Raw genomic sequence first — 21957 nt, forward strand, 5'->3', positions numbered from 1 at the left:
GCTGGGCGGGGCAGTGCCCGCCCAGCGGACCCGGTCAGCAGGAACCCGGTCAGCGTGCGGCGGTCGGGCGCAGAGACCACCAGCCGAGCCCGGCGGCCAGCACCATGAGCACGGCCCCGATCCCGGAGGTGAGGATCACTCCGCTGTCGAAGGCGGAGAAGGCCGACTCGAGCAGCGCGGCGGCGTTCGCCGCCGGCAGCTGGGCCGCGGTGTTGACCGCCCCGCCCAGGGTTTCGGTGGCCTCGGCCATCTGCCCGGCGCTCAGCCCGGCAGGCAGGCTCAGGTGGGCCTGGTAGGAGGCGAGCAGGATGCTGCCGAGCACCGCGGTGCCGAACACCGATCCGACCTCGTAGGCGGTCTCCGAGACCGCCGAGGCCGCTCCGGCCTTCGCCGGCGGGACGGTGGAAAGGATCAGGTCGTTGGAGACGGTCTCCGAGGCCCCGACGCCGATGCCCAGCAGGATGAACGCGAACAGCAGTGCCATGGCGGACTCGCCCGTGAAGGCGACGAAGGCATACGCGGCGGCGGAGAATCCGAGCGACACCGGGACCACGATGTGCGGCGCGACCCGCTTGACCACGGGCACGACGGCGAAACCGGCGGCGATTGTCATCAGGAGCCCGGGCAGCAGGATCACTCCGGCCTCAAGCGGGCTGTAGCCCAGAATGAGCTGCAGGTGCTGCGAGACGAAGTAGAGGAAGCCCACCAGGGAGAAGATGGCCAGCAGGTTCACCAGCACCGCGCCGGTGAAGGCGCGCACGGTGAACAGCCGCACGTCAAGCATCGGCCCGGGCCGGCGCAGCTGCCGGCGCACGAACACGACGCCGGCGGTGAGCCCGACGACGGCTGCGGAGATGGCCAGCGGGTTGGGACCCTCCATGGCGAAGTCCTTGATGGCATAGACGACCGGAAGCATCGCAGCGACCGAGAGCCCGATGCTCAGGATGTCGATACGCCCCGGACTAGGATCGCGCGACTCGGGGACGAAGATCGGGGTGAGGATGAGCATCAGCACCAGGACGGGTACGGCCAGGAGGAAGACCGAGCCCCACCAGAAGTGCTCGAGCAGCGCGCCACCGAGCAGGGGACCCAGGGCGGCCCCGGCGGAGAACCCGGCGGCCCACACGGCGATGGCGACGCGGCGCTGGTCGCGGTCGGTGAAGATGTTGCGGATCAGAGACAGCGTGGAGGGCATCAGCATCGCGCCGAAGATTCCGAGGCCGACCCGGGCTGCGACGAGGAACCCGGCACTCGGGGCGAAGGCGGCGGCAACGGAGAAGGCGGCAAAGCCCCAGGCGCCGATGATGAGCAGGCGGCGGCGGCCGAACCTGTCGCCGAGGCTGCCCATGGCGACAAGGAGTCCGGCCAGCACGAGCGGGTAGCTGTCGATGATCCACAGCTGGGTCGCTCCGGTGGTGGCGAACGCGAGTGAGATGGCGGGAATGGCGAAGCTGAGCACCGTGTTGTCCACCGCTACGAGCAGCACGGGGAGCATCAGGACGGCGAGGGAGATCCAACCCCTCACCCCTGTGCGGGTGGAGGCCGGTGACAGCGCTGAGCTCACCCCGGCCGGGGATGCGGAAGTGGAGATGGACGAAGTCATGTCGAGGATACTATACCGTCCAGCCGGTACAGTGCAAGTTTAGTGACCCCTATCATGGAGGAATGCCAAGTTCACGAGAACGCATCCTCGACAGCTTCGAAGACACCCTGATCCGCGACGGGGAACGGGCCGCCACCATGGAGGCCGTAGCGGCGGCCGCTGAGGTCTCCAAAGGCGGCCTGCTGTACCACTTTCCGGCCAAGGAGGCCCTCGTCGAGGCCCTCGCCGAACGGCTGCTGGCCCTGGTCGAGAAGGACCGCGAGCAGATGTCGGCCGACCCCGAGGGCCCCGGCCGCTACTACGTGCGGACCTCGGTCTATGAGGACAGTCCGCTGGACCGGGCGCTCGTCTCCATGGCGCGCCTGGCGCAGCAGGGCCACCCGGTGGCCCGCCGGACGCTCTCGCGCATCCAGGAACGGTGGCTGACCACCCTTGAGGACCGGCTGGGGGACCGTACGGCGGCCCTGGCCATTAAGCTCCTCGGTGACGGGCTCTACTACGAGGCGGCGTTCTTCCGGGGTGAGGGCGCCGCGGGCCCCAGTGAGAAGGACCTTGAACGGGTCCTTTCGGTGGTCGACCTGATCGTGCTCAACCACTGCATCCCGCGGGGTGCCGCCGATGTTTAAGGGCTTCCGGAACTTCATCCTGCGCGGAAATGTCGTCGAACTGGCCACCGCCGTCGTCATCGGATCGGCCTTCACGGCCCTGGTCGCATCCGTCACGGACAACCTGCTGCGGCCGCTGATCGCCGCCGCGGGCGGGGGAGTCAGCGCCGAGGGATTCGGATTCCGCATCTGGCCCGGGAACCCCGAGACCTTCGTGGACCTTGGCGCGGTGTTCACAGCGGCCGTCACCTTCCTGATCACGGCCGCGGTCGTCTACTTCGGCGTCGTGCTTCCCATGAACCGGATCAACGCCCATGCCCTGGCTCGGACGGCCGCCGCTGAGTCGGAGGAGCAGCCGGTTCCCGTGGACACGGCCCTGCTGACCGAGATGCGCGACCTGCTCCGCCAGCTCACCGAATCCACCGGCAGGAACTGAAAACCGGCAGGAACTGCGAACCGGCAGGAACTGCGAACCGGCAGGAACTGAAAACCGGCAGGAACTGCAAAAGGGCCGGCGCCCAAAGGCGCCGGCCCTTTTGGGATCAGCTTGTGTGCCGGCCCTCTCGGGGTCAGTCAGCGGTGTGCACCCGGCCTGCGGCCGGGCGCCGGACCCAGCCGGGCAGTGCGTCAGCGCAGCGCGGCGGTCCCGGTGCGTGCGTCGAGCAGGTTCTGGTCCGTTCCTGCCCCGAAGCGCAGGTTCGCCCGGCCGACCGACACCGCGGCAAGCCAGACCGACAGTCCGCCCACCGCGAGGCCGGCGAAGACGTCAATGACGTAGTGCCAGCCGAAGTAGACGGTGGCCACGGCTGTGAGGGCGAAGTAGATCCACATCAGCCAGCGGACTACCCGGGGCAGGCGCGCCATCTGGGCGACCAAGGCGGCGGTGAAGACGATGGACACGTGCAGCGAGGCGAAGGCCGCGATGCCGTGCACCGACTGCGTCGAATGCGGGTCGGCAAGCACCGTCAACCGGTTGCGGTACAGCGACTCCTGGAGGCTTGAGACCGCGGTGTCCGGGAGATCGGTGAAGGATGCGCGCTGCACGTAGATCGGGCCCAGCGAGGGAACCGCGTAGTAGGTCACCGTTCCAATGACCCAGTTGAAGCAGAGCGCGCCCACATACCAGGCGCCCAGGGACAGGTCCTTGGACCAGACGAGGGCCACGGCGAGGGAGATCGGCACGAAGATCAGGAAGATCATGTAGACGAAGGAAAGGACCTCCGCCGTGATGCCGGTGCCGAGCAGCTGCTGGAGCACGTCGGCGGGGTTGCCGCCGCCCCCGAACCAGCGGTCGGTCTCGACCAGTGCGGCGTCGGCCAGGTGGTCCTGAAGGAAGGGCAGGAAGCTCTTGAGGTTCCGGTACGCCACGTAGGCGAGGTAGAAGCTCGCCAGGCCGGCGGCCGCGACCGACATCCGGTGCCCGGTCCACCTCTGCTTAAAAATCCTGCGGGTCACGCGCACGAGGTCGCGCGGAGCGGGGCGCTGCAGGAGCACCCGCGGGATGACGTCGGCGGCGATGACGCCGAGCACGGTCAGGGGCAACCGGACGTAGCTGGGGCCGAGGAAGCCCTCCGGATCACGAAGGGGCAGCCCGGTCAGCACGGCCGTCAGCACCATCAGGCCGGCGAAGGCGAGGGTCACGATCAGGGGAACGCCGAACAGTCGGCGCCATGGTGGGCGTTCGGGCCCGACGTGGGTGGTCATTATATATATCTATCCTATGCGCGACAGTGTCAAAAGAGTGACAGGCATCTTAACAGTTACCCCCATCTTCCCATAGGCCATCCACCCAATGGCACCAAGGCCGCACTTGTGGTTAGATGCCGCTGCCCAAATTCGAGGTTGACGGCCCCTCAAGCACCGTTCCGTCGGCGGTGAACCTGGACCCGTGCAGGGGGCAGTCCCACGTCCTTTCGGCGGTGTTCCAGCTCACGATTCCGCGCAGATGCGGGCACACCGCCGACACACGGTGCTCGACGCCGTCGACGGTGCAGACCCCGATCGGGCTCCTGCCGTCACGGACCACGACACCCTGCCCCTCCGGCGGGGACGCCGGGGCCGTCTTCGCCAGGCCCGACACCCAGCCGGTCAGCATCTCCAGCCCGACCTCGGCGTTGACCCGTGCCGTCGACAGCGCGTCAACGGGCGTCACCCGGGTCCTGTAGAGGGTGTCGGCCCACGGCATGTGCCCGCCCAGGATCTTGGCCGAAAGTGCCAGCGAGGCGGCCACCGCGTTCGTCATGCCCCACTTGTTGTAACCGGTCGCGGCGTAGATGTGCCCGCCGCCGGCCGGGACCTTGCCGACGTAGGGAACCGCGGCGGCCGGCTGGTAGTCCTGCGCCGACCAGGAGTAGGCGGGGCGGGCCGTCGGGAAATACTCGCGGGCCCAGCGGGTCAGGTCATCGACAAGGCCCTGGGTGTTTGAGTGGTGCCCGACCTTGTGGCCGTTGCCGCCCACGATGAGGTAGTCCCTGCCGCCCACCCGGGCGGTGCGCAGGGAACGGGTGGGGGCGTCCACCGAGAGGTACATCTCCGGGGGCACCCGGTCCGTCACCTCGAGGGCGATGCAGTAGGACCGCTGCGGCTTGAGGACGGCGAAGTATCCGCCCCGGTCGAGGATGGGGATGCCGGTGGCCAGCACGACATTGCGGGCCGTCACGGCTCCGGCGTCCGTCTTGAGTTCCACGCCGCCGGACTTGGGGGTCGAGGCGCCCTGGACCCGCACGCCCTCGAAAAGGCGCCCGCCGTGGCGGCGCAGCTCCGAGGCCAGCGCCGCGAGCACCTCCAGCGGGTGGAACTGCGCCTGGTCCGCCAGCCTCAGGGTGCGCCGCACCGGAAAGGGAAGGGTTGAGGCATTGCCCAGTTCGGTCCCCAGGCCCGCCTGCGTGCAGGCCTCGTGTTCGGCGTCGAGGCTTTTCGCGCCGCTGTCGGTCACCGCGTAGTTCACGGCGTCCCGGCGCTCGTACCCCACCCCGTTTTCGTCGCAGAAGCGGAGGATCCAGCTCTGCCCTTCGCGGTTGCCCGTGACGTAGGCCCGGGCCAGCTCGGCGTCGTGGTGGGAGGTGATCCGGGAAAGCCCGGTGCCCTGCAGCAGTGAGAGCTTGGCTGTGGTGTTGCCGGTGGTGACCGCTCCGGCCCGGCGCGCCTCAAGCACCGCCACCTTGTGCCCGGCGCGGGCCAGCAGGAGTGCGGTGGTCATGCCGGTCAGTCCGCCGCCGACCACCACCGAGTCGAATCCGGCCCCGGGGGAGAACGGCTCTGCAGGTATCTCCGGCGCGGTATCCAGCCACAGTGATCTCATCGTCATCCCTCCGTAGGTGGTTCCCACCCCACTACTAATCATGCTTACAGTCAAGGGAGGGCCACCGCCTATAGTCGAAGGATGGAACAACGGACACTAGGCAGAACCGGCCGGCCGGTCTCGGTGATCGGCCTCGGAACGTGGCAGCTCGGCGCCGACTGGGGCGAGGTCCAGGAGAAGGACGCACTGGAGGTCCTTGAGGCCGCAGCGGAGGCCGGCACCACCTTCTTCGACACCGCCGACGTCTATGGGGACGGGCGGAGCGAACAGACGATCGGGGCGTTCCGGCGGGCCAACCCCGCACTGGACCTGGTGATCGGCACCAAGATGGGCCGGCGGGTGCAGCAGGACCCCTCCCAGTACACCCTCGCGAACTTCCGCTCCTGGGTGGACCGCTCCCGCGCCAACCTCGGCATGGAAACCCTGGACCTGATCCAGCTCCACTGCCCGCCCTCGGACGTCTACACCACCGAGGCCGTATACGACGCGCTGGACACCCTCGTCGAGGAGGGCGCCGTGCGGAACTACGGGGTCAGCGTCGAACGCGCCGACGAGGCCCTCGCGGCCATCGAGCGCGGCAACACGGCCACGGTGCAGATCATCCTCAACGCCTTCCGGCTCAAGCCGCTTGACGCCGTCCTCCCGGCCGCCCGGGACGCCGGGGTCGGCATCATCGCCCGGGTTCCGCTGGCCTCGGGGCTGCTGAGCGGCAAATACACCTCCTCCACCGTCTTCCCGGCCGACGACCACCGCAACTACAACCGTTCGGGCGCCGCGTTCGACGTCGGGGAGACGTTCTCGGGCGTCGACTACGAAACGGGGCTGGCCGCCGCGCAGGAGTTCGCGCAGCTGCTTCCCGCCGGGGTGGAACCCGCACAGGGCGCGCTCGCCTGGATCCTCGCCCAGGAGGGGGTCAGCACCGTCATCCCCGGGGCCCGCAGTGCCGCCCAGGCCCGGGCGAACGCCGCGGCGGCCGGCCGGGTTGACCTCGGGCGCGCGATCCACGACGGCGTCACCGCGCTGTACGACCGCCGCTTCCGGCCCACGGTCCACTCCCGCTGGTGAGCCGGAGGCCCGCGGCAAGGGGTTTCCTGCCGCGGCACGGTCAGCTATCGTTGAACCACCCGTCAGACGGAGTTAGAGGACGTCTGTCATCGTTCGATCCACCTAAGGAATCAACCATGACTGAATTCACCTCGTCCCTCTCCGCCGCCGGCCGGGAGGAGCGTTCCATCCGCGACTGGGCGGACCTCGCCGAGGAAATGTGGAGCTACCTCACCGGCAAGGGCGCCGCGGTCAACTACAGCCTGATCGACATGACCGTCGAGGTGCCGCGCGACGTCGGGCCTGACGCCCCGCGCGCCACCTGGAAGTTCAACGGCACCCTGCGCGTCACCACCAGCGACAACGACGCCCCCGGTTCCGATCCCCACCGCGGCTGAGGCACCGTTGTGGTGGCACAGCTGAAACTGGACATCGACCTCGCCTTCTCCCTGACCGAGCCCGGGCCCGACGGCGGCCAGGACACGGTCATCAAGGGGACGGTGACGGCGGCCGGTTCAAGTGTTGCGATCTTCTGTGACAACCCCGGCGCGTTCGGCGGAAGTCCTCCCGCCCTCTCCGGGGTGCGTGCGTTCGCGAAGATCCTCGCCGACGCCGGTCTCGACGTGACGGTCAGCGGCCCGCGCGGTCCCCTGGTCCGCCTGGGCGCCGTCGAAACCTCAATGGCACAGCGGCTCCTGACACGCTCGCCGCACCTGCGGCTCGGCTCGCCCTCCGCCCTGGCCCCCCTCGTGCACCTGGGGCGGCGGTCGCTCGAGCGCTCCGGCTCGACGGGCCTGCTCCCGCCTCCGACCCCGCTGCCGCTGGTTCCCACGGTGAACCGGCGGATCAGCCGCCGGATCACCACAACCCACTACGCCCCGGGCGGAGGCCGCCCGCGGCTGATCTTCGTCCAGGATTCGGCCCGGTGGGACGGACAGGTGCCGCGGGAGTTCGTGCTCGCGGGTGAACGGACGACCATCGGCGGCTCGGAAGGGTCCGACCTGCAGCTGCCGGGCCTCGACGAGCTGCATGCGGAGATCCTCCACGACGCCAATGATGAATACGTCCTGGTGCCGCACGGCGCCGTCAGCGGCAGCGTCGGCGGGGCGGGTCCATCGGTACTGCGCACCGGTGCTCGCGTCCAGCTCGGTTCCTGGTGCCTCGCGTTCTTCCGGGAGGAATACGCCGACCACGGCCGACCCTTCGGTGGACGCAACGGCGGGGAGTTCGCCTACCAGCGGCCCCAGCGCAACCCGCGCACCGGGGTGACCGAACAGGACGGATCCGTCGGCATCGGCGATCCGCGGCGGCCTCCGCGCTGAGAGCGTGAGCGACAGCGTCGAACTGCTCCTGGACTCCGCCGCGGAGGAGGTGGTGCGCCGCGACTGGGTGCGGCTGCTGGAGCTGGATCTGCCCAGCCAGGCGCGGCACACCTCCCCGAGCAACCGGCCCCACATCACCCTCGCGGCCGCACCTGCCATCGACGGGGCCTTCGATGCCGCCCTGCGCGGCGCGGTCCGGGACCTGCCGCAGGAGGTGCGTTTCGGCGGTCTCCTGCTCTTCGGGGGAGGGCGGCGGACGTTCATTTTGGTGCGCCAGGTCGTGGTCTCCGCGGCGCTGACGGACCTGCACCGGGGGGTGGGGGACGCCCTCACCGGCCTGCAGGGGCAGTTCGCCACCACCCTCACCGGGAACTGGACGCCGCACGTCACCCTGGCCCGCGGCCTCTCCGCCGACCAGGTGGGGCAGGCCGTTGCGGCCGTTCAGGCCGAACCGGCGGCCGCCACCGCGGTGGCCGCACGCCGGTGGGACAGCTCCGCCCGGGTGACGGTCGACCTCAGCCGGTAGGGGCGCCCCGGGTTCTGCCGGGGCGCCGGCCGGCCGGCGGAGTCAGGACCCGAGGTGGTCGACCAGCCGGTCGGCGATCCCGGTGTAGGTCGAAGGGGTCAGCCCGAGCATCCGCTGCTCCGCCTCCGGGCCGAGTCCGAGGCCCGAGACGAACTCGCGCATGCGGTCGGCGTCGACGCGCCGGCCCCGGGTCAGGTCCTTGAGCCGCTCATACGGGTCGTCAAGGCCGGCGGTGCCCGCGACGGCCTCGGCGCGCATCACCATCTGGATGGCCTCGCCGAGCACCTCCCAGTTGCCCTCGAGGTCCGCGGCGATGGCCGCGCCGGCCACGTCCAGCCGCTGCAGGCCCTTGATTACATTGCTCACCGCCAGGAGGGAGTGCCCGAAGGCCACCCCGATGTTGCGCTGGCTCGAAGAGTCGGTGAGGTCGCGCTGCCACCGGGAGGTGACCAGGGTCGAGGCGAGCACATCAAGGAGGGACGAGGAGATCTCGAGGTTCGCCTCGGCGTTCTCAAACCGGATGGGGTTCACCTTGTGCGGCATGGTGGAGGACCCGGTGGCCCCGGCGACCGGGACCTGCGCGAAATACCCGATGGAGATGTAGCTCCAGACATCGGTGCAGAAGTTGTGGAGGATCCGGTTGAACCGGGCAATGTCGGAGTACAGCTCCGCCTGCCAGTCGTGGGACTCGATCTGCGTGGTGAGCGGATTCCAGGACAGGCCGAGCCCCTCGACGAAGCCGCGCGCCACCTGTTCCCAGTCCGCCGAGGGGACCGAGGCATAGTGGGCCGCATAGGTCCCGGTGGCTCCATTGATCTTCCCAAGGAATTCGGTGGCCTCGATGCGCCGTAGCTGCCGGGAGAGCCGGTGGGCGGTGACGGCCATCTCCTTGCCCAGCGTGGTCGGCGTGGCGGGCTGGCCGTGGGTGCGCGAGAGCATCGCGACGGACCGGGAGTCCCGGGCGAGGTCCTCGATGGCTCCGACTAGGCGGCGGGCCGCGGGCAGCCAGACGTCCCGGACGGCGCCCTTGATGCCCAGGGCGTAGGAGAGGTTGTTGATGTCCTCCGAGGTGCAGCCGAAGTGCACGAGGGGCTTCAGGCGCTCAAGGCCGATGCCCGGGAGCCGGCGCCCGATGAAATACTCGACAGCCTTCACGTCGTGGACCGTTACCTTCTCGATGTCCGCGAGTTCCGCGGCCGAGGCGGCGTCGAAGGAGGTGACGATGGCGCGCAGCGCCTCCTCCTGCCCCGCGTCGAGGGGGCCGGCGCCCGGGACGACGGAACTGCGGGTGAGGTGGATGAACCACTCGACCTCGACGTGCAGGCGGTCGCGGTTCAGGGCCGCCTCGGACAGATGGTTCACCAGGGGTGCGGACGCCTCCCGGTACCGGCCGTCCAACGGCCCGAGGGCCAGCGAGGGGGCCTCTCCCTGGGGAATGGATGCAAGGTCAACACGGGTCGGGGAGGTATCAGCCATGCTCCGATTCTTTCACGGCCCGGACGGCCGGCGGACTCCGGGCCCTCGGCGCAGCGAGCATCCACATAGGCGGCCGGCGGACAACCCCGGCAGCGGACGGCACTAGCATCCTGACATCCGGCAGCAGCACAAGGAGGCCGCCATGACAGCTCAGGGAATCGTTCGGCTCCCCACCGGGGACGCCGCCGACCTTGGAGGCAGGCTGCTGCGGCAGGCCCGCGAGCTCGAGGAAATCCGCCACCGGGCGGCCGGGGTGGCGGCCCTCGACTGGGAGTCCCCGGCGGGCCGCAACTTCCGGCAGTATCTGGCCGGGCGCGCCTCAGCGGTCGGAAGCGCGGCCGAACTGCTTGAACAGGCGGCCCGGCTGGCCGAGGTGTACGCCACCGAACTCGGCCACGCCGCGGGGGCCGTGGCCGGCAGCACCGGGCCGTGAGCTCCGCCGGCGGCTACGATCCGGCCCCGGTCCCCGCGTCCGGACCGGGACTGAGCGTGCGCGGCGGCCTGGGCGGCATCCGGTTCCAGTGGGAGGAACTCGACCGGGCGGCGGTGGAACTCGGCGGGCTGGCCGAGGCCGTGCGGGAGGTCTCCACGGCCCTGCTGCACCTCAGCATCGAGCTTGAGCGCACCCGACTGGCGTCCGCATGGCTCCCCGGCGGCCGGGAGGCCTGCGCCGCCGGACGGGCCGCCGCCGAAGCGCTCGACGCCGCCCGCGGGCGCACCGCGGAGTCCGGCAACGAACTTCAGGAGACCGCCGGCCGGATCACCCGGGCCCGCCTGGCCTATCTCGCCGCGGATGCCGCGGCGCGGCTCGCGGTCCTTGGCGCCACGGAGTCGGTGGAACTCTCGGCCCGCGCCGCGGCCTCGGCGGCCACCCGGGAGGGGCTGCTGGTGCCGGGCCCGCTTGCCCTCACCACGCCGGCCGAGGTGGAGCAGCTGGCCTTTGGGGGAACCGTCGAGGCGATCACCGACCGCCTTGCCGCCGTGGAGGCGGCGCCGCCCGGTTCCTTCGAGATCCTGCGCACCGACGGGCCCGCCGGACCGGCCTACCTCGTGATCCTCCCCGGCACGCAGCCCTCGGAGCCCGGCAATCCCTTCGACGCCACCGGTATCGCGGAGGCCGTCAATGAGGACAGCCGCTATGTCGGGGCCGCGGTGGCGCAGGCCCTGCGCGAGGCCGGAGCAAGGCCGGGTGGGACCGTCCTGCTCGCCGGCTACAGCCAGGGCGGAATGCACGCAATGAACCTGGCGGCCGGCGGCGCCGTGGGCGGCACCTACGACGTCCGCCTGGTGGTCACCCTGGGTTCCCCCACGGGCTGGGAACCGACGGGGACGGCCGAGTACCTCCACCTCGAACACGCCGCCGACACCGTGCCCGCGCTCGACGGCGGCCCCGCCCCGGACGAGCCGAACCGCGTCACCGTGCGGGCCGATTCCCCCGTTCCCGCCCTGCCCGCCGGACCCGGGGCCGAGGGCAAGGGGCTCGGTGCCGCCCACAAGCTTGCGACCTACGCGCAGACGGCGGCGCTCGTCGACGCCAGCGCCCTGCCGTCCCTGGCCCCGGCCGCGGCGGCCCTCGCGGCAACCGGGGGACGTGCCCAGCGCCACCTCTACCGGGCGTTCCGGCGCCCCGCGGAACACCCTGCCGCCGCGGCGCCGGGCAGCAGCCGGCCGGGCGGCCGCGCCGGACTCCCGGCGGGCGTTCCGGCGCCGCCCGCGGGGCAGGGGCCGGCGGGCACGGGACCGGCCGGCCCTCCACCGGCGGCCCGGCGCTAGGCTATGGGCATGACGTCGAACAACAGCCAGAGCACCGAGGCCGCCGCGGGTATCTCCCCGCGCAGCGTGCTGGGAAAACTTCCGCGCTACGCCGCGGGCAAGCCACCCACGGTTCTGGAGGGGGTGCAGAGCTACAAGCTCTCCTCGAATGAGAACCCGCTGCCGCCGCTGCCGGCCGTCCTGGCCGCCATCCGCGACCGCACCGACATCAACCGGTATCCGGACCCGGCCACCACCTCGCTGCGGGGAGAACTCGCCTCCTTCCTCGGCGTGCCGGCCGAGGACATCGTGACCGGCGCGGGAAGCCTTGGCGCCCTCAACCAGATCCTCGCCGCCTTCGCCGGCCAGAACGACTTCGACGCCCCGGACGAGGTCATCTACGCCTGGCGCTCCTTCGAGGCCTACCCGATCTGCGTCGGGCTCGCCGGGGCGGAGTCCCGGCCGGTGCCGGTCCGCGCCGACGGCACCCACGACCTCGACGCCATGGCCGCCGCTGTCACCGACCGGACCCGCGTGATCCTGCTGTGCACCCCCAACAACCCCACCGGCCCGGCGCTGTCGGCCGCCGCGGTCGAAGACTTCCTCAACCGCGTGCCTGCCTCGGTTGTCGTCGTTCTCGACGAGGCGTACCAGGAATTCGTCCGGGACGCAGGTGTCGTGGACGGGCTTGAGATGTACCGCAGGTACCCCAACGTCATCGTGCTGCGCACCTTCTCCAAGGCGCACGGACTGGCCGGGCTCCGGGTAGGGTATTCGGTGTCCCAGCCCGGACTCACCGCGCACCTGCGGATGAGCGCGGTGCCCTTCGCGGTGTCGCAAATCGCAGAGACCGCCGCCGTGGCCTCGCTCCAGCACTTCGACGAGGTCGCTGAGCGGGTCCAGGGCATCGTTGATGAACGGGTCCGCGTGGTGGAGGGCCTCAGGGCGCTGGGCTGGAAGATCCCCGACGCGCAGGGAAATTTTGTCTGGCTCGCCCTCGGTGAGTCCACTCCGGACTTCGCGGCGCAGGCCGACCTGCAGGGCCTGTCCGTGCGGGCCTTCGGCACCGAAGGCGTGCGGGTCAGCATCGGGGAGCCCGAGGCCAACTCCCGGTTTCTGGCGCTGTGCGCAGGATACCCGGTGGCGCCCGGCGGGTGCTGACCAGACATAAATAGGTTCAACCGCCGTCACTGGCTAGTGTGGGAGCCGTACGTTTAACGAACATATGTATCCCGGTGTATGCGTCCACGAAGCATTCCAATAGGGGCATACGTCGACTGAGGAGTGGTCATGACTGGCACCCGTTTGCCTGCGGCTGAATTCGAATCGGAGGAGATTGCCCTCGCCGCCGCCCCGCCGGGACCCGACGGCGGCCCGGGCATGGTCCAGTTTCTCGACCCCGAGGGGCGCCTGGACGACCATCCCGAATTCGGCGCCTTCTCCAGCGGCACCGGTGCGGAACGGCTCAAGGCCCTCTACCGGGACATGTACCTCATCCGCCGGTTCGACCAGGAGGCCACCGCCCTGCAGCGACAGGGCCAGCTGGCGCTCTGGGTGCCCCTGACCGGCCAGGAGGCCGCCCAGATCGGCTCCGGCCGGGCCCTTCAGTCCCAGGACTACGTGTTCCCGACCTACCGGGAGCACGGCGTCGCCCTGACCCGCGGCGTCCGGCTCTCCGAAATGCTCCGCCTGTTCCGCGGCATCACCAACGGCGGGTGGGACCCGCGCGAGACCAACTTCCACCTCTACACGCTCGTTCTTGCCGCCCAGGCCCTGCACGCCGTCGGCTATGCCATGGGCCTCCAGCGCGACCAGGCCGCAGATCCCACCCTGGCGCCGGCGGCGTCGGTGGCCTATTTCGGCGACGGGGCGAGCTCCGAGGGCGACGTGCACGAGGCGATGGTGTTCGCCGCCTCCTTCAACGCCCCCGTCGTCTTCTTCTGCCAGAACAACCACTGGGCCATCTCGGTACCCTCATCGGTGCAGACCCGGGTGCCGCTGGCGCAGCGGGCCGAAGGGTACGGCTTCCCGGGGATCCGGGTTGACGGCAACGACGTCGTCGCCGTCGAGGCCGTCACCAACTGGGCACTCGAGCACGCCCGCAGCGGCAAGGGCCCGGTCCTGATCGAGGCGTTCACCTACCGGATGAGCGCGCACACCACCGCCGACGACCCCACGAAGTACCGGCTCTCCCGCGAAGAGGAGGACTGGCATCCCCGCGACCCGCTCGCCCGCCTGGAGAAGCACCTGCGCACCACCGGGAAGGCCGACGATGCCTTCTTCGAGGAGCTGGTCGGTGAGGCAAAGGCCATGGCCGTCGAGCTGCGGCGCGACGTGCAGGCTATGCAGCCGCCGGGACTCGAGGAACGCTTCAACACCGTGTATGCGGAGCCGCATCCGCTGGTGCAGGAGGAGCTGCAGGCGTGGCGGGACTACGAAGCAGGCTTCATTGGAGAGGAAGAAACGTCCTGATGGCAGTGATGACGGTCGCCAAGGCGATCAACGAGGGGCTCCGTGCCGCCCTTGAGAACAATCCCAAGACGCTGCTCATGGGGGAGGACATCGGCGAGCTCGGCGGCGTCTACCGCATCACCGAGGGCCTGAAGCGGGACTTCGGCGCCGACCGGGTGGTCGACACCCCGCTGGCCGAGTCCGGCATCATCGGCACCGCCATCGGCCTGGCGCTGCGCGGCTACCGGCCCGTGTGCGAGATCCAGTTCGACGGCTTCGTGTTCCCGGCCTTCAACCAGATCACCACCCAGCTGGCCAAGCTGCGCACCCGCAGCGACGGCATGCTTGGCGCTCCGGTCGTCATCCGCATCCCCTACGGCGGCGGCATCGGCAGCGTCGAACACCACTCGGAGTCGCCGGAGGCGCTCTTCGCACACACCGCCGGGCTGAGGATCATCACCCCCTCAAATCCGCAGGACGCCTACTGGATGGTCCAGCAGGCCATCGACTGCCAGGACCCTGTCATCGTCTTCGAACCCAAGCGCCGGTACTGGCTCAAGGGCGAGGTCGACACCGTCAACGCCCCGCCGGGCCCGTTCACGGCGCAGGTCCTGCGGGAGGGCTCCGACGCAACGGTCGTGGCCTACGGCCCGCTGGTCCCGGTGGCCCTCGCGGCGGCGGAGGCGGCGCAGCAGGACGGGCACAGCGTCGAGGTGATCGACCTGCGCTCCATCTCGCCCATCGACTTCGACACCGTCACCGCATCCGTGGCCAAGACCGGCCGCCTGGTGGTGGCCCACGAGGCGCCGACCTTCGGGGGCATCGGCGGGGAGATCGCCGCCCGCATCTCCGAGCGTGCCTTCCTCTCCCTCGAAGCGCCGGTCATCCGGGTGGGCGGTTTCCACATGCCCTACCCCGTGGCGCGCACCGAGGAACATTACCTGCCCGATATCGACCGAATCCTCGAGGCCCTTGAGCGGGCCTTTGCCTACTAAGGACACCGAATGGCACTGAACACTTTCCACCTCCCGGATGTCGGCGAGGGGCTCACCGAGGCCGAAATCGTTTCCTGGAAGGTCCAGCCCGGCGCCGTCGTGGCCGTCAACGACACCATTGTCGAGATCGAGACGGCGAAGTCGCTGGTCGAACTGCCCTCGCCGTTCGCCGGCGTGGTCTCGGCCCTGCTGGTGGCGGAGGGCGACACCGTCGAGGTGGGAACCGCAATCATCGCCGTCGAGGACGCCGTCCCGGCCCGAGGGGAGCCCGCCTCCGGCGGCCCGGCCGCCCAGACGCCGGCCCCCGAAATGCCCGGCGAGCTGACCACTCCGCCGCCGGCTGAACCCGCGGCCGGACCGGAGAACGGACCTCTCGTCGGAACCGGCCCCAAGGCCGACGCGGTCCGCCGCAGGCCGCGGCGCGCCCCCGGCGCGAACACCCCCGAGCCGGCGCCCGCGCCTCCGGCACCGCCGGCTCCTGCCGTTCCGGCGGCCCTCCCGGCGGCCGGCGCCGACGGCACCGGTCCCGCTGCGGGCCGGCCGGACCCGCGGCCCGGACCGCTGAACCAGCTGCTCAACCGCGTCCTGGCTAAGCCGCCGGTGCGCAAGGCCGCGCGGGACCTCGGGATCAACCTCGCCGATGTTCCCGCCACCGGGTCATCCGGCGAGGTGACGAAGCAGGACCTGATGAGCTACCAGGCCCAGCGCGACGCCGAACAGGACGGCGCCGACTCGTTCTGGGACGACCGGAAGAAGCACGGCGCCGGCCGGATCGAGCGGATCCCCGTGAAGGGGGTGCGCAAGGCCACCGCCAGGGCGATGGTGCAGAGCGCCTTCTCCGCGCCGCACGTCAGCATCTTCGTCGACGTCGATGCCTCCCGCACCATGGAGTTCGTCAAGCGGCTTAAGGCCTCCCGCGACTTCGAGGGCATCAAGGTCTCACCCCTGCTGATCCTGGCCAAGGCCGTGATCTGGGCGGCGGCCCGCAACCCCTCGGTCAATGCCACCTGGACCGACGACGAGATCCTCGTGAAGCACTTCATGAACCTCGGGATCGCCGCGGCGACGCCCCGCGGGCTGATGGTGCCCAACATCAAGGACGCACAGAACCTGTCCCTGAAGGAGCTCGCCCTGGCCCTGAACGACCTGGCGGTGACGGCGCGAGCCGGGAAGACCCAGCCGGCCCAGATGCAGGGCGGGACCCTGACGATCACCAACATCGGCGCCCTCGGCATCGATACGGGAACCCCGATCATCAATCCCGGCGAGGTGGCGATCGTGGCGTTCGGCACCATCAAGCAGAAGCCGTGGGTGCTTGACGGCGAGGTGATCCCCCGGTGGATCACCACCCTCGGCGGTTCCTTCGACCACCGGGTGGTCGACGGCGACCTCAGCGCCCGCTTCATGGCCGACGTCGCCTCGATCCTCGAGGAGCCGGCGCTGCTGCTCGACTAGCAGGGGGTCGTGGCACCGGGGATAAGTGACCGTGCCGCGGTGCGGCTGCCGCCCCACCGCGGCACGGGCGGGATGAGCAACCCGGCGCGCGGGGATGAGGGCGTCGAATTACCCGCTCAGACCAACCTGGTGGTTCACGCCGGCCTGATCGACCTTGCGATGGAAGTGCATCCCGGCTTTGCCTCCAAGGAGGGCGCCGATAAGCGGGACAATCACCGCAATCGCCAGGGCGATGATGCCGCCCGTGGTCAGGGTGCCCTCATTGATCGGAATTCTCGGGAATCCGTTCAGGCCGCTGAGGAGGTTGAATTCACTGCCTGCGATGGCGCCGATGATGGCCAGCACGACGGCGACCACGATGGCCCACAGCCAGACGGCAAGGCCCTGTTTTACGCCGTCGAACCTCGCCATCCGACCGGCGACGTAACCGCCGCAGTAGTAGGCGATGAACAGGATTACCGCGAGAAGGACAGCACCGACAACCCCGACGGTCTCCGCGTTCTGGGTGGCTTGTTCCGCAACCTCAGCCGGTTCGGCATTGTTTGCGACGCCGACACCGGCGCCGAGGGCGGTGAGCAGCGCCGTGAGGAGCACGGCGATGCCGGTGGCAGTCATCCAGCCAAAGAAGGCCGACCCAAACTTAATTCCGCCGAATTGACGCCTTTCCTCGGCCACGACGGAGTCCCGCCTGCCTTTTGGGGACGACGCCCCGGAGGTGTGTTGATTATCCATTGTCTTCTCCCTGCAGGATGGTTTCACCGTGGCTGGTTGAAGTTCGAAGCCCAGGGCGAACGCTGACTGTTCGGCCCTTCCGGCGAGAGTGCTCGGTCTGTTCGATGGATGGGGCGCTTGTCGTTATTGGCCCTCTTTGATGTCTTTTCCGGCCGCGCTGATGCGGTCCTCAAGGCCGGCTCTGAAGCCGCCGCCGTTGGTGCGCGGCTCCTGTTGTGTCCTTCAACCGTAGGCACGCTTGTTGGGAGGCAACAACCACTGTCACCGAACTGTAACTGGGAGGACGGGTTTGTGATCCCGCTGTGATCTTCGCCCCGGCCGGTCCTGTGCACCCGGCCGCGGCAGAGCCGCCGCCGTCGCCCGGGTGGCGGAAACCCCCGTGCAACGCGTTGTCGTGCCCGCGGGGCCGGGCCGACCGGTTGCCCGAGCCCCGCCCGGGAGGCGCCCGTGAGGAGTTGCTGAACGTCAGGAATTGCTTGAGCGGGCCGCGTTCTGCGGCGGGACCGACGCCAGGGCCCGCTGCAGGATGGGCGCAAGCCGGCGCACGCCCTCTGCGATGTCCTCCGGGGAGACCGCGCTGAAGGCCAGGCGGAGCTTGTTCGACGCCTCGTCCGAGGGGGTGAAGGCCGCGCCGGGAATGAAGACCACGCCGGCATCGATCGCTTCGTAGAGCAGGGGATAGGTGTCGATCCCTTCGGGCAGGGTCACCCAGACGAAGAAGCCGCCTTCGGGGGTGGTCCAGTGCACGCCCTCCGGAAGGTGCTCGGCCAGCGCGGCGAGCATCGCCTCGCACCGCTCCCGGTACAGCACCCTCATGGTGTCGAGGTGGCCGCGCCAGTCATAGTCCGTCAGGTAGGCGCTCACCAGCATCTGGGTCAGCGGCGACGGGCAGAGCACCACGGCCTCGCATGCCAGGTAGAAGCGGCGGTGCAGGTGGCGCGGAACCAGCGCCCAGCCCAGCCGGACACCCGGGGCGAAGATCTTCGAGAACGAGCCGAGGTAGATGACGTCGTTCGGGTTGCCCGCCCGCATCGGCGCCAGGGGGTGGCCGTCGAAGCGGAGCATGCCGTAGGGGTTGTCCTCGAGCACCAGGATGTTGTTGTCCCGGCAGATGTCGACGACGCGCTGGCGCCGGCCGGCCTCCATTGTGACCCCGCTGGGGTTGTTGAAGCTGGGGATGGTGTAGAGCAGCTTGATCGACCGGCCCTCCTCCTTCAGCCGGAGGATGGTGCGTTCGAGCTCTTCGGGAATGAGGCCCTTGTCGTCCATCGGGACGGTGACGACGTCGACCTCGTAGGCCTCGAACGTGTTCAGTGCCCCGACGTAGGTGGGATCTTCGCAGAGAATCACGTCGCCGGGGTTGCAGAAGACCTTGGCGGCGACGTCCTGGGCCGACTGGGAGCCGGTGGTGACCACGATGTCGGCCGGGTCGGCGTCGGTGATCCCTTCGGCGGCCATCACCTCGCAGATCAGTTCGCGCAGCTCCTCCATGCCCTGGCCGCCGCCGTACTGAAGGGCTTCGAGGCCCTGCTCGGCGATGATCCGCTGGGCGGTGCGGCCCAGGTCCTCGAGGGGCAGCGAACGCAGGTACGGGCTGCCTCCGGCGAGGGACACAAGGCCGGGCCGGATTGAAATATCGAAGACATCGCGGACCGCCGACTGCTTGATGTTGGCGGCACGGGCCGAGTAGAGCACGTCGTGGCGGGCCGCATAATCGGCCACCCGCTCCAGGGCTGCTTCGGTTTCGGCGGGAATCACTTCGTGGCTTGAGTCACTGGAGTTCGTCACCCCCCGAGTCTAGGCGGCGGGTTCACCGGGGGGCAACAGCTGTTGCCCATATGGGGCGGGTGCGCGCCCCCACGTCGGCCGGGGAACCGCTCACGCTGGTGCCCGCCACGCCAGGACGGATGAGCCGGCGCGGGCAGCGACGCGGCCGGGGAGAAGCCTCAGCAGTGCGTTCCGGGCGGCGACACCGGCCGGCGCGCGGACGTCCGCCCCCAACCTGCCGGCCGTGGCGGACCGGCGGGCGATCCGCTGCGTGCGGGGGCGGCGCTGGGCGTCATAGCTGCCGAGGGCGGCGGCCAGGGAGGCACCCTCGTTCACCGCGCGGGCAATGAGCAGACCGACGCACGCCCCGTCCTCAAGGGAGGAATTGGCCCCCTGCCCCAGGGTGGGCACCATTGCGTGGGCGGCGTCCCCGATGAGCACGGCGCGCCCGTAGACGTACGTCTCAAGGGCCGGCGCGAGCGCGTAGACGTCATGGCGCAGGACCACCTGCCGGGGTGTCGCCCCGATCAGCGAAGGGACCGGCTCGGCCCAGCCGGCGAAGTGCCGCATCGCGGCGTCCTTCTCATCGGGCCATTGTTGGCCTTCCTCGGAGAAGGTGTACCCATACCAATACACGGAGCCGGCGCCGAGCTGCAGTGCCCCGAATTCGGCACCCGGGCCCCACCGCACCGCGAAGCCGTTGGCCGCGGTAGGGAAGTCCTGGACGACGCCCCGCCAGGCGGACTTCCCGCTGTACCGGGGTTCCGACGCCGGCGCGAGCTGTTGACGGCAGGCACTGCGCAGGCCGTCGGCTCCCACGACGAGATCCGCGTCGAGGGCCAGATCCCCCTTGTCCGAGACGCAGAACACGACTGCCCGTGGCCCGTCCGGCCGACCCGGGTCGATGCCCACCACCCGCGCGCCGGGCAGAAGGGTGGCTCCCTGGGCGGATGCCAGGAGCAGGCGGTGCAGTTCCCCGCGGTGGATGCCGTAGGCCGTCGGGGGCGGGCGCCGGGGGGTGCCCGAGGGGATACGCACCAGCCACCTGCCGCGGTGGTCCTGGCTGCCCGCCATCTGCACGGGATGGCCCGCCCCTTGCGCCGGGGCATCGAGCCCGAGCGTCGAGAGCGCGGAGAGGCCGTTGGGCGTCAGGGCCAGCCCGGCCCCGACCTCCGAGAACCGGCGGGCCTGCTCGAGCACGGTCACGGTCCAGCCCTGGCGCAGCAGGGAGCAGGCGGCGGCCAGCCCGGCAATGCCGCCGCCGACAACCACAGCGTTCCGTCCGGTTCCGGCCATTCCATCCCCCGCTCGCAGTACCTCCGCCGGCCCATGCTACGCCCGGGCGCAGCCGTCCGGCGGCCGGGACGCTTTGTCCCGTCTAGATCCAGCCGGCGTCGCGGGCTTTGACCCCCGCCTGAAAGCGGCTGTCGGCCCGCAGCGTCTCGAGCATCCAGGCGATGTGCCGGCGGCAGGTGCGCACATTGATGTCGAGGCGCCGGGCGATCGATTCATCGGACAGCCCGGCGGCCAGCCCCTGGAGAATGGCGTGTTGCATGCTGTTGAGGGGGGTCTGCGTGGGATCCGGGGCCAGGAACGGCTCGCTCAGTTCCCACGCCACATCGAAGAGCAGGGTGAAGATGTGGATGAGGCTGGGGTCGCGGATCACCAGCGCCGCCTTATCGCCGGCGTCGAGCTGCCGGGCCACCAGGGCGAGTTTTTGGTCGAAAATCATCATGCGCAGCGGTACGAACGGAAGGGCCCCGAATTCACCGCCGCCGGCCTGGATGGCGGTGACGGCCTTGCGGGTTGGCACGTGGTCACGGGTGCTCACGTCGTAGAGCGTGCGGCGCCGGACGCCCCGGTTGAGGAGGTCGAGGTCCTTGCGGATGCTTTCCTCGTGCACATCGGCGGTGGAGCCCTGGCCGGGCTGGGCGATCAGGACCTTTTCGGAGACGTCCCTGCCGTAGTCGATCAGCACCCGGTGGATCAGGTGGGGATCCTCAAGGGTTTCCACCGAGGTGCTCGACACGCTCTGCTTGCGCGCCTCGAGGAAGATCGGCACGAGGCTTGAAAGCTCCCGGCGGCGTGAACTGATGCGCATCTTCAGCTCCTGCAGGGAGCGCTCGTCGGCGTCGACGAGGTCCGCGAGGGCGACATCGGGTGAGACCGCGACGAAGCCGGCGGTGCCGGCGGCCTGGGGGCCGAGGAGGCGGCGGGCCTGAAGCTCGGTCATGGCATTGTCGATTTCCCGCAGCGTCAGCCCCAGCGCCTCGGAGGCCTGCTCCTTGGTCCAGCCGGGATGGCCGACGGCGTAGCGGTACAACTCAAGGCATGAACCATCGAGCATGAGACCTCCTTCTGGACGGACACCGGGCGGCGCGTCGGCGGCCCGCCCTTCCCCAGAGTACAGACGAGCCCGGGCCGCCCCGCCAATCCCGCGGTGGCGCTCCCGCCGGCTCGACGGCGCGAAAAACAGGGCATGTCCAGTTAATGACACCGCGGGCGGAGTGGCAACCCGCGGGCGTTGGCGCTCCACTGTTCCGCGTATTTCCGGGGATTCCCGCGGGTATCCGGGGTGCGACGGCCGCCGACCGGGCGGCCGGAAGTCCGGTTCCGGCCATGTCCTGAAGCGGCCATCCGGGAGGCTGGACACGCCGGGACAGTCCGACCATTCTGGGTAGACCGGAAAGGCGGTGCTGGTGGAACGGCGGCATCGAGAGGCCCGACTCACAGGTGCGTCGGCTATCCCTGCCGGGAATCAGTCCCACTGCGAAAGGTGATCTCCATGAAGAAGCTCCTCGGCACAGCCGCCGGAATCCTCATCCTCATGGGAGCGGTGTCACCGGCGGGCCCGGCCGTCGCGGCAGGCAGCGCCGAATCGCCGCGTGGAGACCTCGTCGCCGGCAGTTGGGACTGGCCGAAGTAAGA

At 70.0% G+C, this 21957-nt stretch carries 21 protein-coding genes; 13 read left to right on the forward strand and 8 right to left on the reverse strand.

Annotated features, from left to right (window positions below; all coding sequences use genetic code 11):
• Nucleotides 1-49: 49 nt before the first annotated feature.
• Nucleotides 50-1603, reverse strand: coding sequence for an MFS transporter (locus GVV77_RS17290; RefSeq protein WP_159620504.1), 1554 nt, complete (start codon nucleotides 1601-1603; stop codon nucleotides 50-52).
• Between the two features lie 62 nt (nucleotides 1604-1665).
• On the opposite strand from GVV77_RS17290, the gene GVV77_RS17295 reads away from it, so the two are divergent.
• Nucleotides 1666-2229 carry a TetR/AcrR family transcriptional regulator gene (locus tag GVV77_RS17295; protein WP_159620506.1) on the forward strand — a complete coding sequence of 188 codons (564 nt, stop codon included), beginning with the start codon at nucleotides 1666-1668 and terminating at the stop codon, nucleotides 2227-2229.
• The gene (gene mscL / locus GVV77_RS17300; protein WP_159620508.1) at nucleotides 2222-2644 is read left to right on the forward strand and encodes a large conductance mechanosensitive channel protein MscL; all 423 of its coding nucleotides are present in this window, start codon (nucleotides 2222-2224) and stop codon (nucleotides 2642-2644) included. Before GVV77_RS17295 ends, mscL begins: the two co-directional genes overlap by 8 nt.
• Nucleotides 2645-2835: 191 nt before the next feature.
• On the opposite strand, the gene GVV77_RS17305 is transcribed toward mscL, so the two are convergent.
• Both GVV77_RS17305 and GVV77_RS17310 read right to left on the reverse strand, forming a co-directional pair.
• Nucleotides 2836-3912: a phosphatase PAP2 family protein gene (locus tag GVV77_RS17305; RefSeq protein ID WP_159620510.1), complete on the reverse strand. Its 1077-nt coding sequence runs from the start codon at nucleotides 3910-3912 to the stop codon at nucleotides 2836-2838.
• Nucleotides 3913-4024: 112 nt separating this feature from the next.
• A complete protein-coding gene (locus GVV77_RS17310) occupies nucleotides 4025-5515 on the reverse strand; it encodes an FAD-dependent oxidoreductase (protein WP_343033085.1) in 1491 nt (496 codons plus the stop codon).
• 75 nt (nucleotides 5516-5590) lie between these two features.
• Here GVV77_RS17310 and GVV77_RS17315 point away from each other — a divergent pair, with 75 nt between their 5' ends.
• The 4 genes from GVV77_RS17315 to GVV77_RS17330 all read left to right on the forward strand — a co-directional run bounded on the left by GVV77_RS17315 (nucleotide 5591) and on the right by GVV77_RS17330 (nucleotide 8401).
• Nucleotides 5591-6574, forward strand: coding sequence for an aldo/keto reductase (locus tag GVV77_RS17315; protein WP_159620512.1), 984 nt, complete (start codon nucleotides 5591-5593; stop codon nucleotides 6572-6574).
• A 116-nt stretch (nucleotides 6575-6690) separates the two neighbouring features.
• On the forward strand, nucleotides 6691-6951 hold the full coding sequence (locus GVV77_RS17320; protein WP_120166332.1) for a hypothetical protein: 261 nt from the start codon (nucleotides 6691-6693) through the stop codon (nucleotides 6949-6951).
• A 12-nt stretch (nucleotides 6952-6963) separates the two neighbouring features.
• Nucleotides 6964-7875 carry an FHA domain-containing protein gene (locus tag GVV77_RS17325; protein ID WP_159620514.1) on the forward strand — a complete coding sequence of 304 codons (912 nt, stop codon included), beginning with the start codon at nucleotides 6964-6966 and terminating at the stop codon, nucleotides 7873-7875.
• Between the two features lie 4 nt (nucleotides 7876-7879).
• Nucleotides 7880-8401 carry a 2'-5' RNA ligase family protein gene (locus GVV77_RS17330; RefSeq protein WP_159620516.1) on the forward strand — a complete coding sequence of 174 codons (522 nt, stop codon included), beginning with the start codon at nucleotides 7880-7882 and terminating at the stop codon, nucleotides 8399-8401.
• Nucleotides 8402-8443: 42 nt separating this feature from the next.
• Here the strand turns inward: GVV77_RS17330 and purB are convergent, their stop codons facing one another.
• Nucleotides 8444-9877, reverse strand: coding sequence for an adenylosuccinate lyase (gene purB, locus GVV77_RS17335; protein WP_159620518.1), 1434 nt, complete (start codon nucleotides 9875-9877; stop codon nucleotides 8444-8446).
• Between the two features lie 142 nt (nucleotides 9878-10019).
• Between purB and GVV77_RS17340 the strand changes: the two genes are divergently transcribed.
• The 6 genes from GVV77_RS17340 (at nucleotide 10020) to GVV77_RS17365 (ending at nucleotide 16530) form a co-directional block, all read left to right on the forward strand.
• Nucleotides 10020-10310 carry a hypothetical protein gene (locus GVV77_RS17340; RefSeq protein ID WP_159620520.1) on the forward strand — a complete coding sequence of 97 codons (291 nt, stop codon included), beginning with the start codon at nucleotides 10020-10022 and terminating at the stop codon, nucleotides 10308-10310.
• Nucleotides 10307-11650, forward strand: coding sequence for a lipase family protein (locus GVV77_RS17345; RefSeq protein WP_159620522.1), 1344 nt, complete (start codon nucleotides 10307-10309; stop codon nucleotides 11648-11650). The genes GVV77_RS17340 and GVV77_RS17345 overlap by 4 nt, the downstream gene beginning before the upstream one ends.
• 9 nt (nucleotides 11651-11659) lie before the next feature.
• Nucleotides 11660-12790 carry a histidinol-phosphate transaminase gene (locus GVV77_RS17350; RefSeq protein ID WP_159620523.1) on the forward strand — a complete coding sequence of 377 codons (1131 nt, stop codon included), beginning with the start codon at nucleotides 11660-11662 and terminating at the stop codon, nucleotides 12788-12790.
• A 129-nt stretch (nucleotides 12791-12919) separates the two neighbouring features.
• Nucleotides 12920-14101 carry a pyruvate dehydrogenase (acetyl-transferring) E1 component subunit alpha gene (gene pdhA, locus GVV77_RS17355; RefSeq protein ID WP_159620525.1) on the forward strand — a complete coding sequence of 394 codons (1182 nt, stop codon included), beginning with the start codon at nucleotides 12920-12922 and terminating at the stop codon, nucleotides 14099-14101.
• A complete protein-coding gene (locus tag GVV77_RS17360; RefSeq protein WP_159620527.1) occupies nucleotides 14101-15075 on the forward strand; it encodes an alpha-ketoacid dehydrogenase subunit beta in 975 nt (324 codons plus the stop codon). The genes pdhA and GVV77_RS17360 overlap by 1 nt, the downstream gene beginning before the upstream one ends.
• A gap of 9 nt (nucleotides 15076-15084) precedes the next feature.
• Nucleotides 15085-16530, forward strand: a complete 1446-nt coding sequence (locus GVV77_RS17365; protein WP_159620529.1) for a dihydrolipoamide acetyltransferase family protein — start codon at nucleotides 15085-15087, stop codon at nucleotides 16528-16530.
• A gap of 108 nt (nucleotides 16531-16638) precedes the next feature.
• Here GVV77_RS17365 and GVV77_RS17370 read toward each other — a convergent pair whose 3' ends face one another.
• From GVV77_RS17370 to GVV77_RS17385, 4 genes are all read right to left on the reverse strand, one after another.
• Nucleotides 16639-17262, reverse strand: coding sequence for a hypothetical protein (locus tag GVV77_RS17370; RefSeq protein ID WP_159620531.1), 624 nt, complete (start codon nucleotides 17260-17262; stop codon nucleotides 16639-16641).
• A 465-nt stretch (nucleotides 17263-17727) separates the two neighbouring features.
• Entirely contained in the window at nucleotides 17728-19050 is a 1323-nt protein-coding gene (locus GVV77_RS17375) for an aminotransferase-like domain-containing protein (protein ID WP_159620533.1), read from the reverse strand.
• A gap of 90 nt (nucleotides 19051-19140) precedes the next feature.
• Nucleotides 19141-20325, reverse strand: coding sequence for an FAD-dependent oxidoreductase (locus tag GVV77_RS17380; protein WP_159620535.1), 1185 nt, complete (start codon nucleotides 20323-20325; stop codon nucleotides 19141-19143).
• Between the two features lie 82 nt (nucleotides 20326-20407).
• Nucleotides 20408-21376, reverse strand: coding sequence for a LuxR C-terminal-related transcriptional regulator (locus GVV77_RS17385; RefSeq protein ID WP_159620536.1), 969 nt, complete (start codon nucleotides 21374-21376; stop codon nucleotides 20408-20410).
• A 438-nt stretch (nucleotides 21377-21814) separates the two neighbouring features.
• Here GVV77_RS17385 and GVV77_RS17390 point away from each other — a divergent pair, with 438 nt between their 5' ends.
• Nucleotides 21815-21955 (forward strand): hypothetical protein, encoded by a 141-nt coding sequence (locus tag GVV77_RS17390; protein ID WP_159620537.1) that lies wholly within the window; start codon nucleotides 21815-21817, stop codon nucleotides 21953-21955.
• Nucleotides 21956-21957 lie beyond the last annotated feature (2 nt).

Origin of the sequence: Arthrobacter zhaoguopingii, from assembly GCF_009828605.1 — a bacterium.
GTDB lineage: Bacteria > Actinomycetota > Actinomycetes > Actinomycetales > Micrococcaceae > Arthrobacter_D > Arthrobacter_D zhaoguopingii.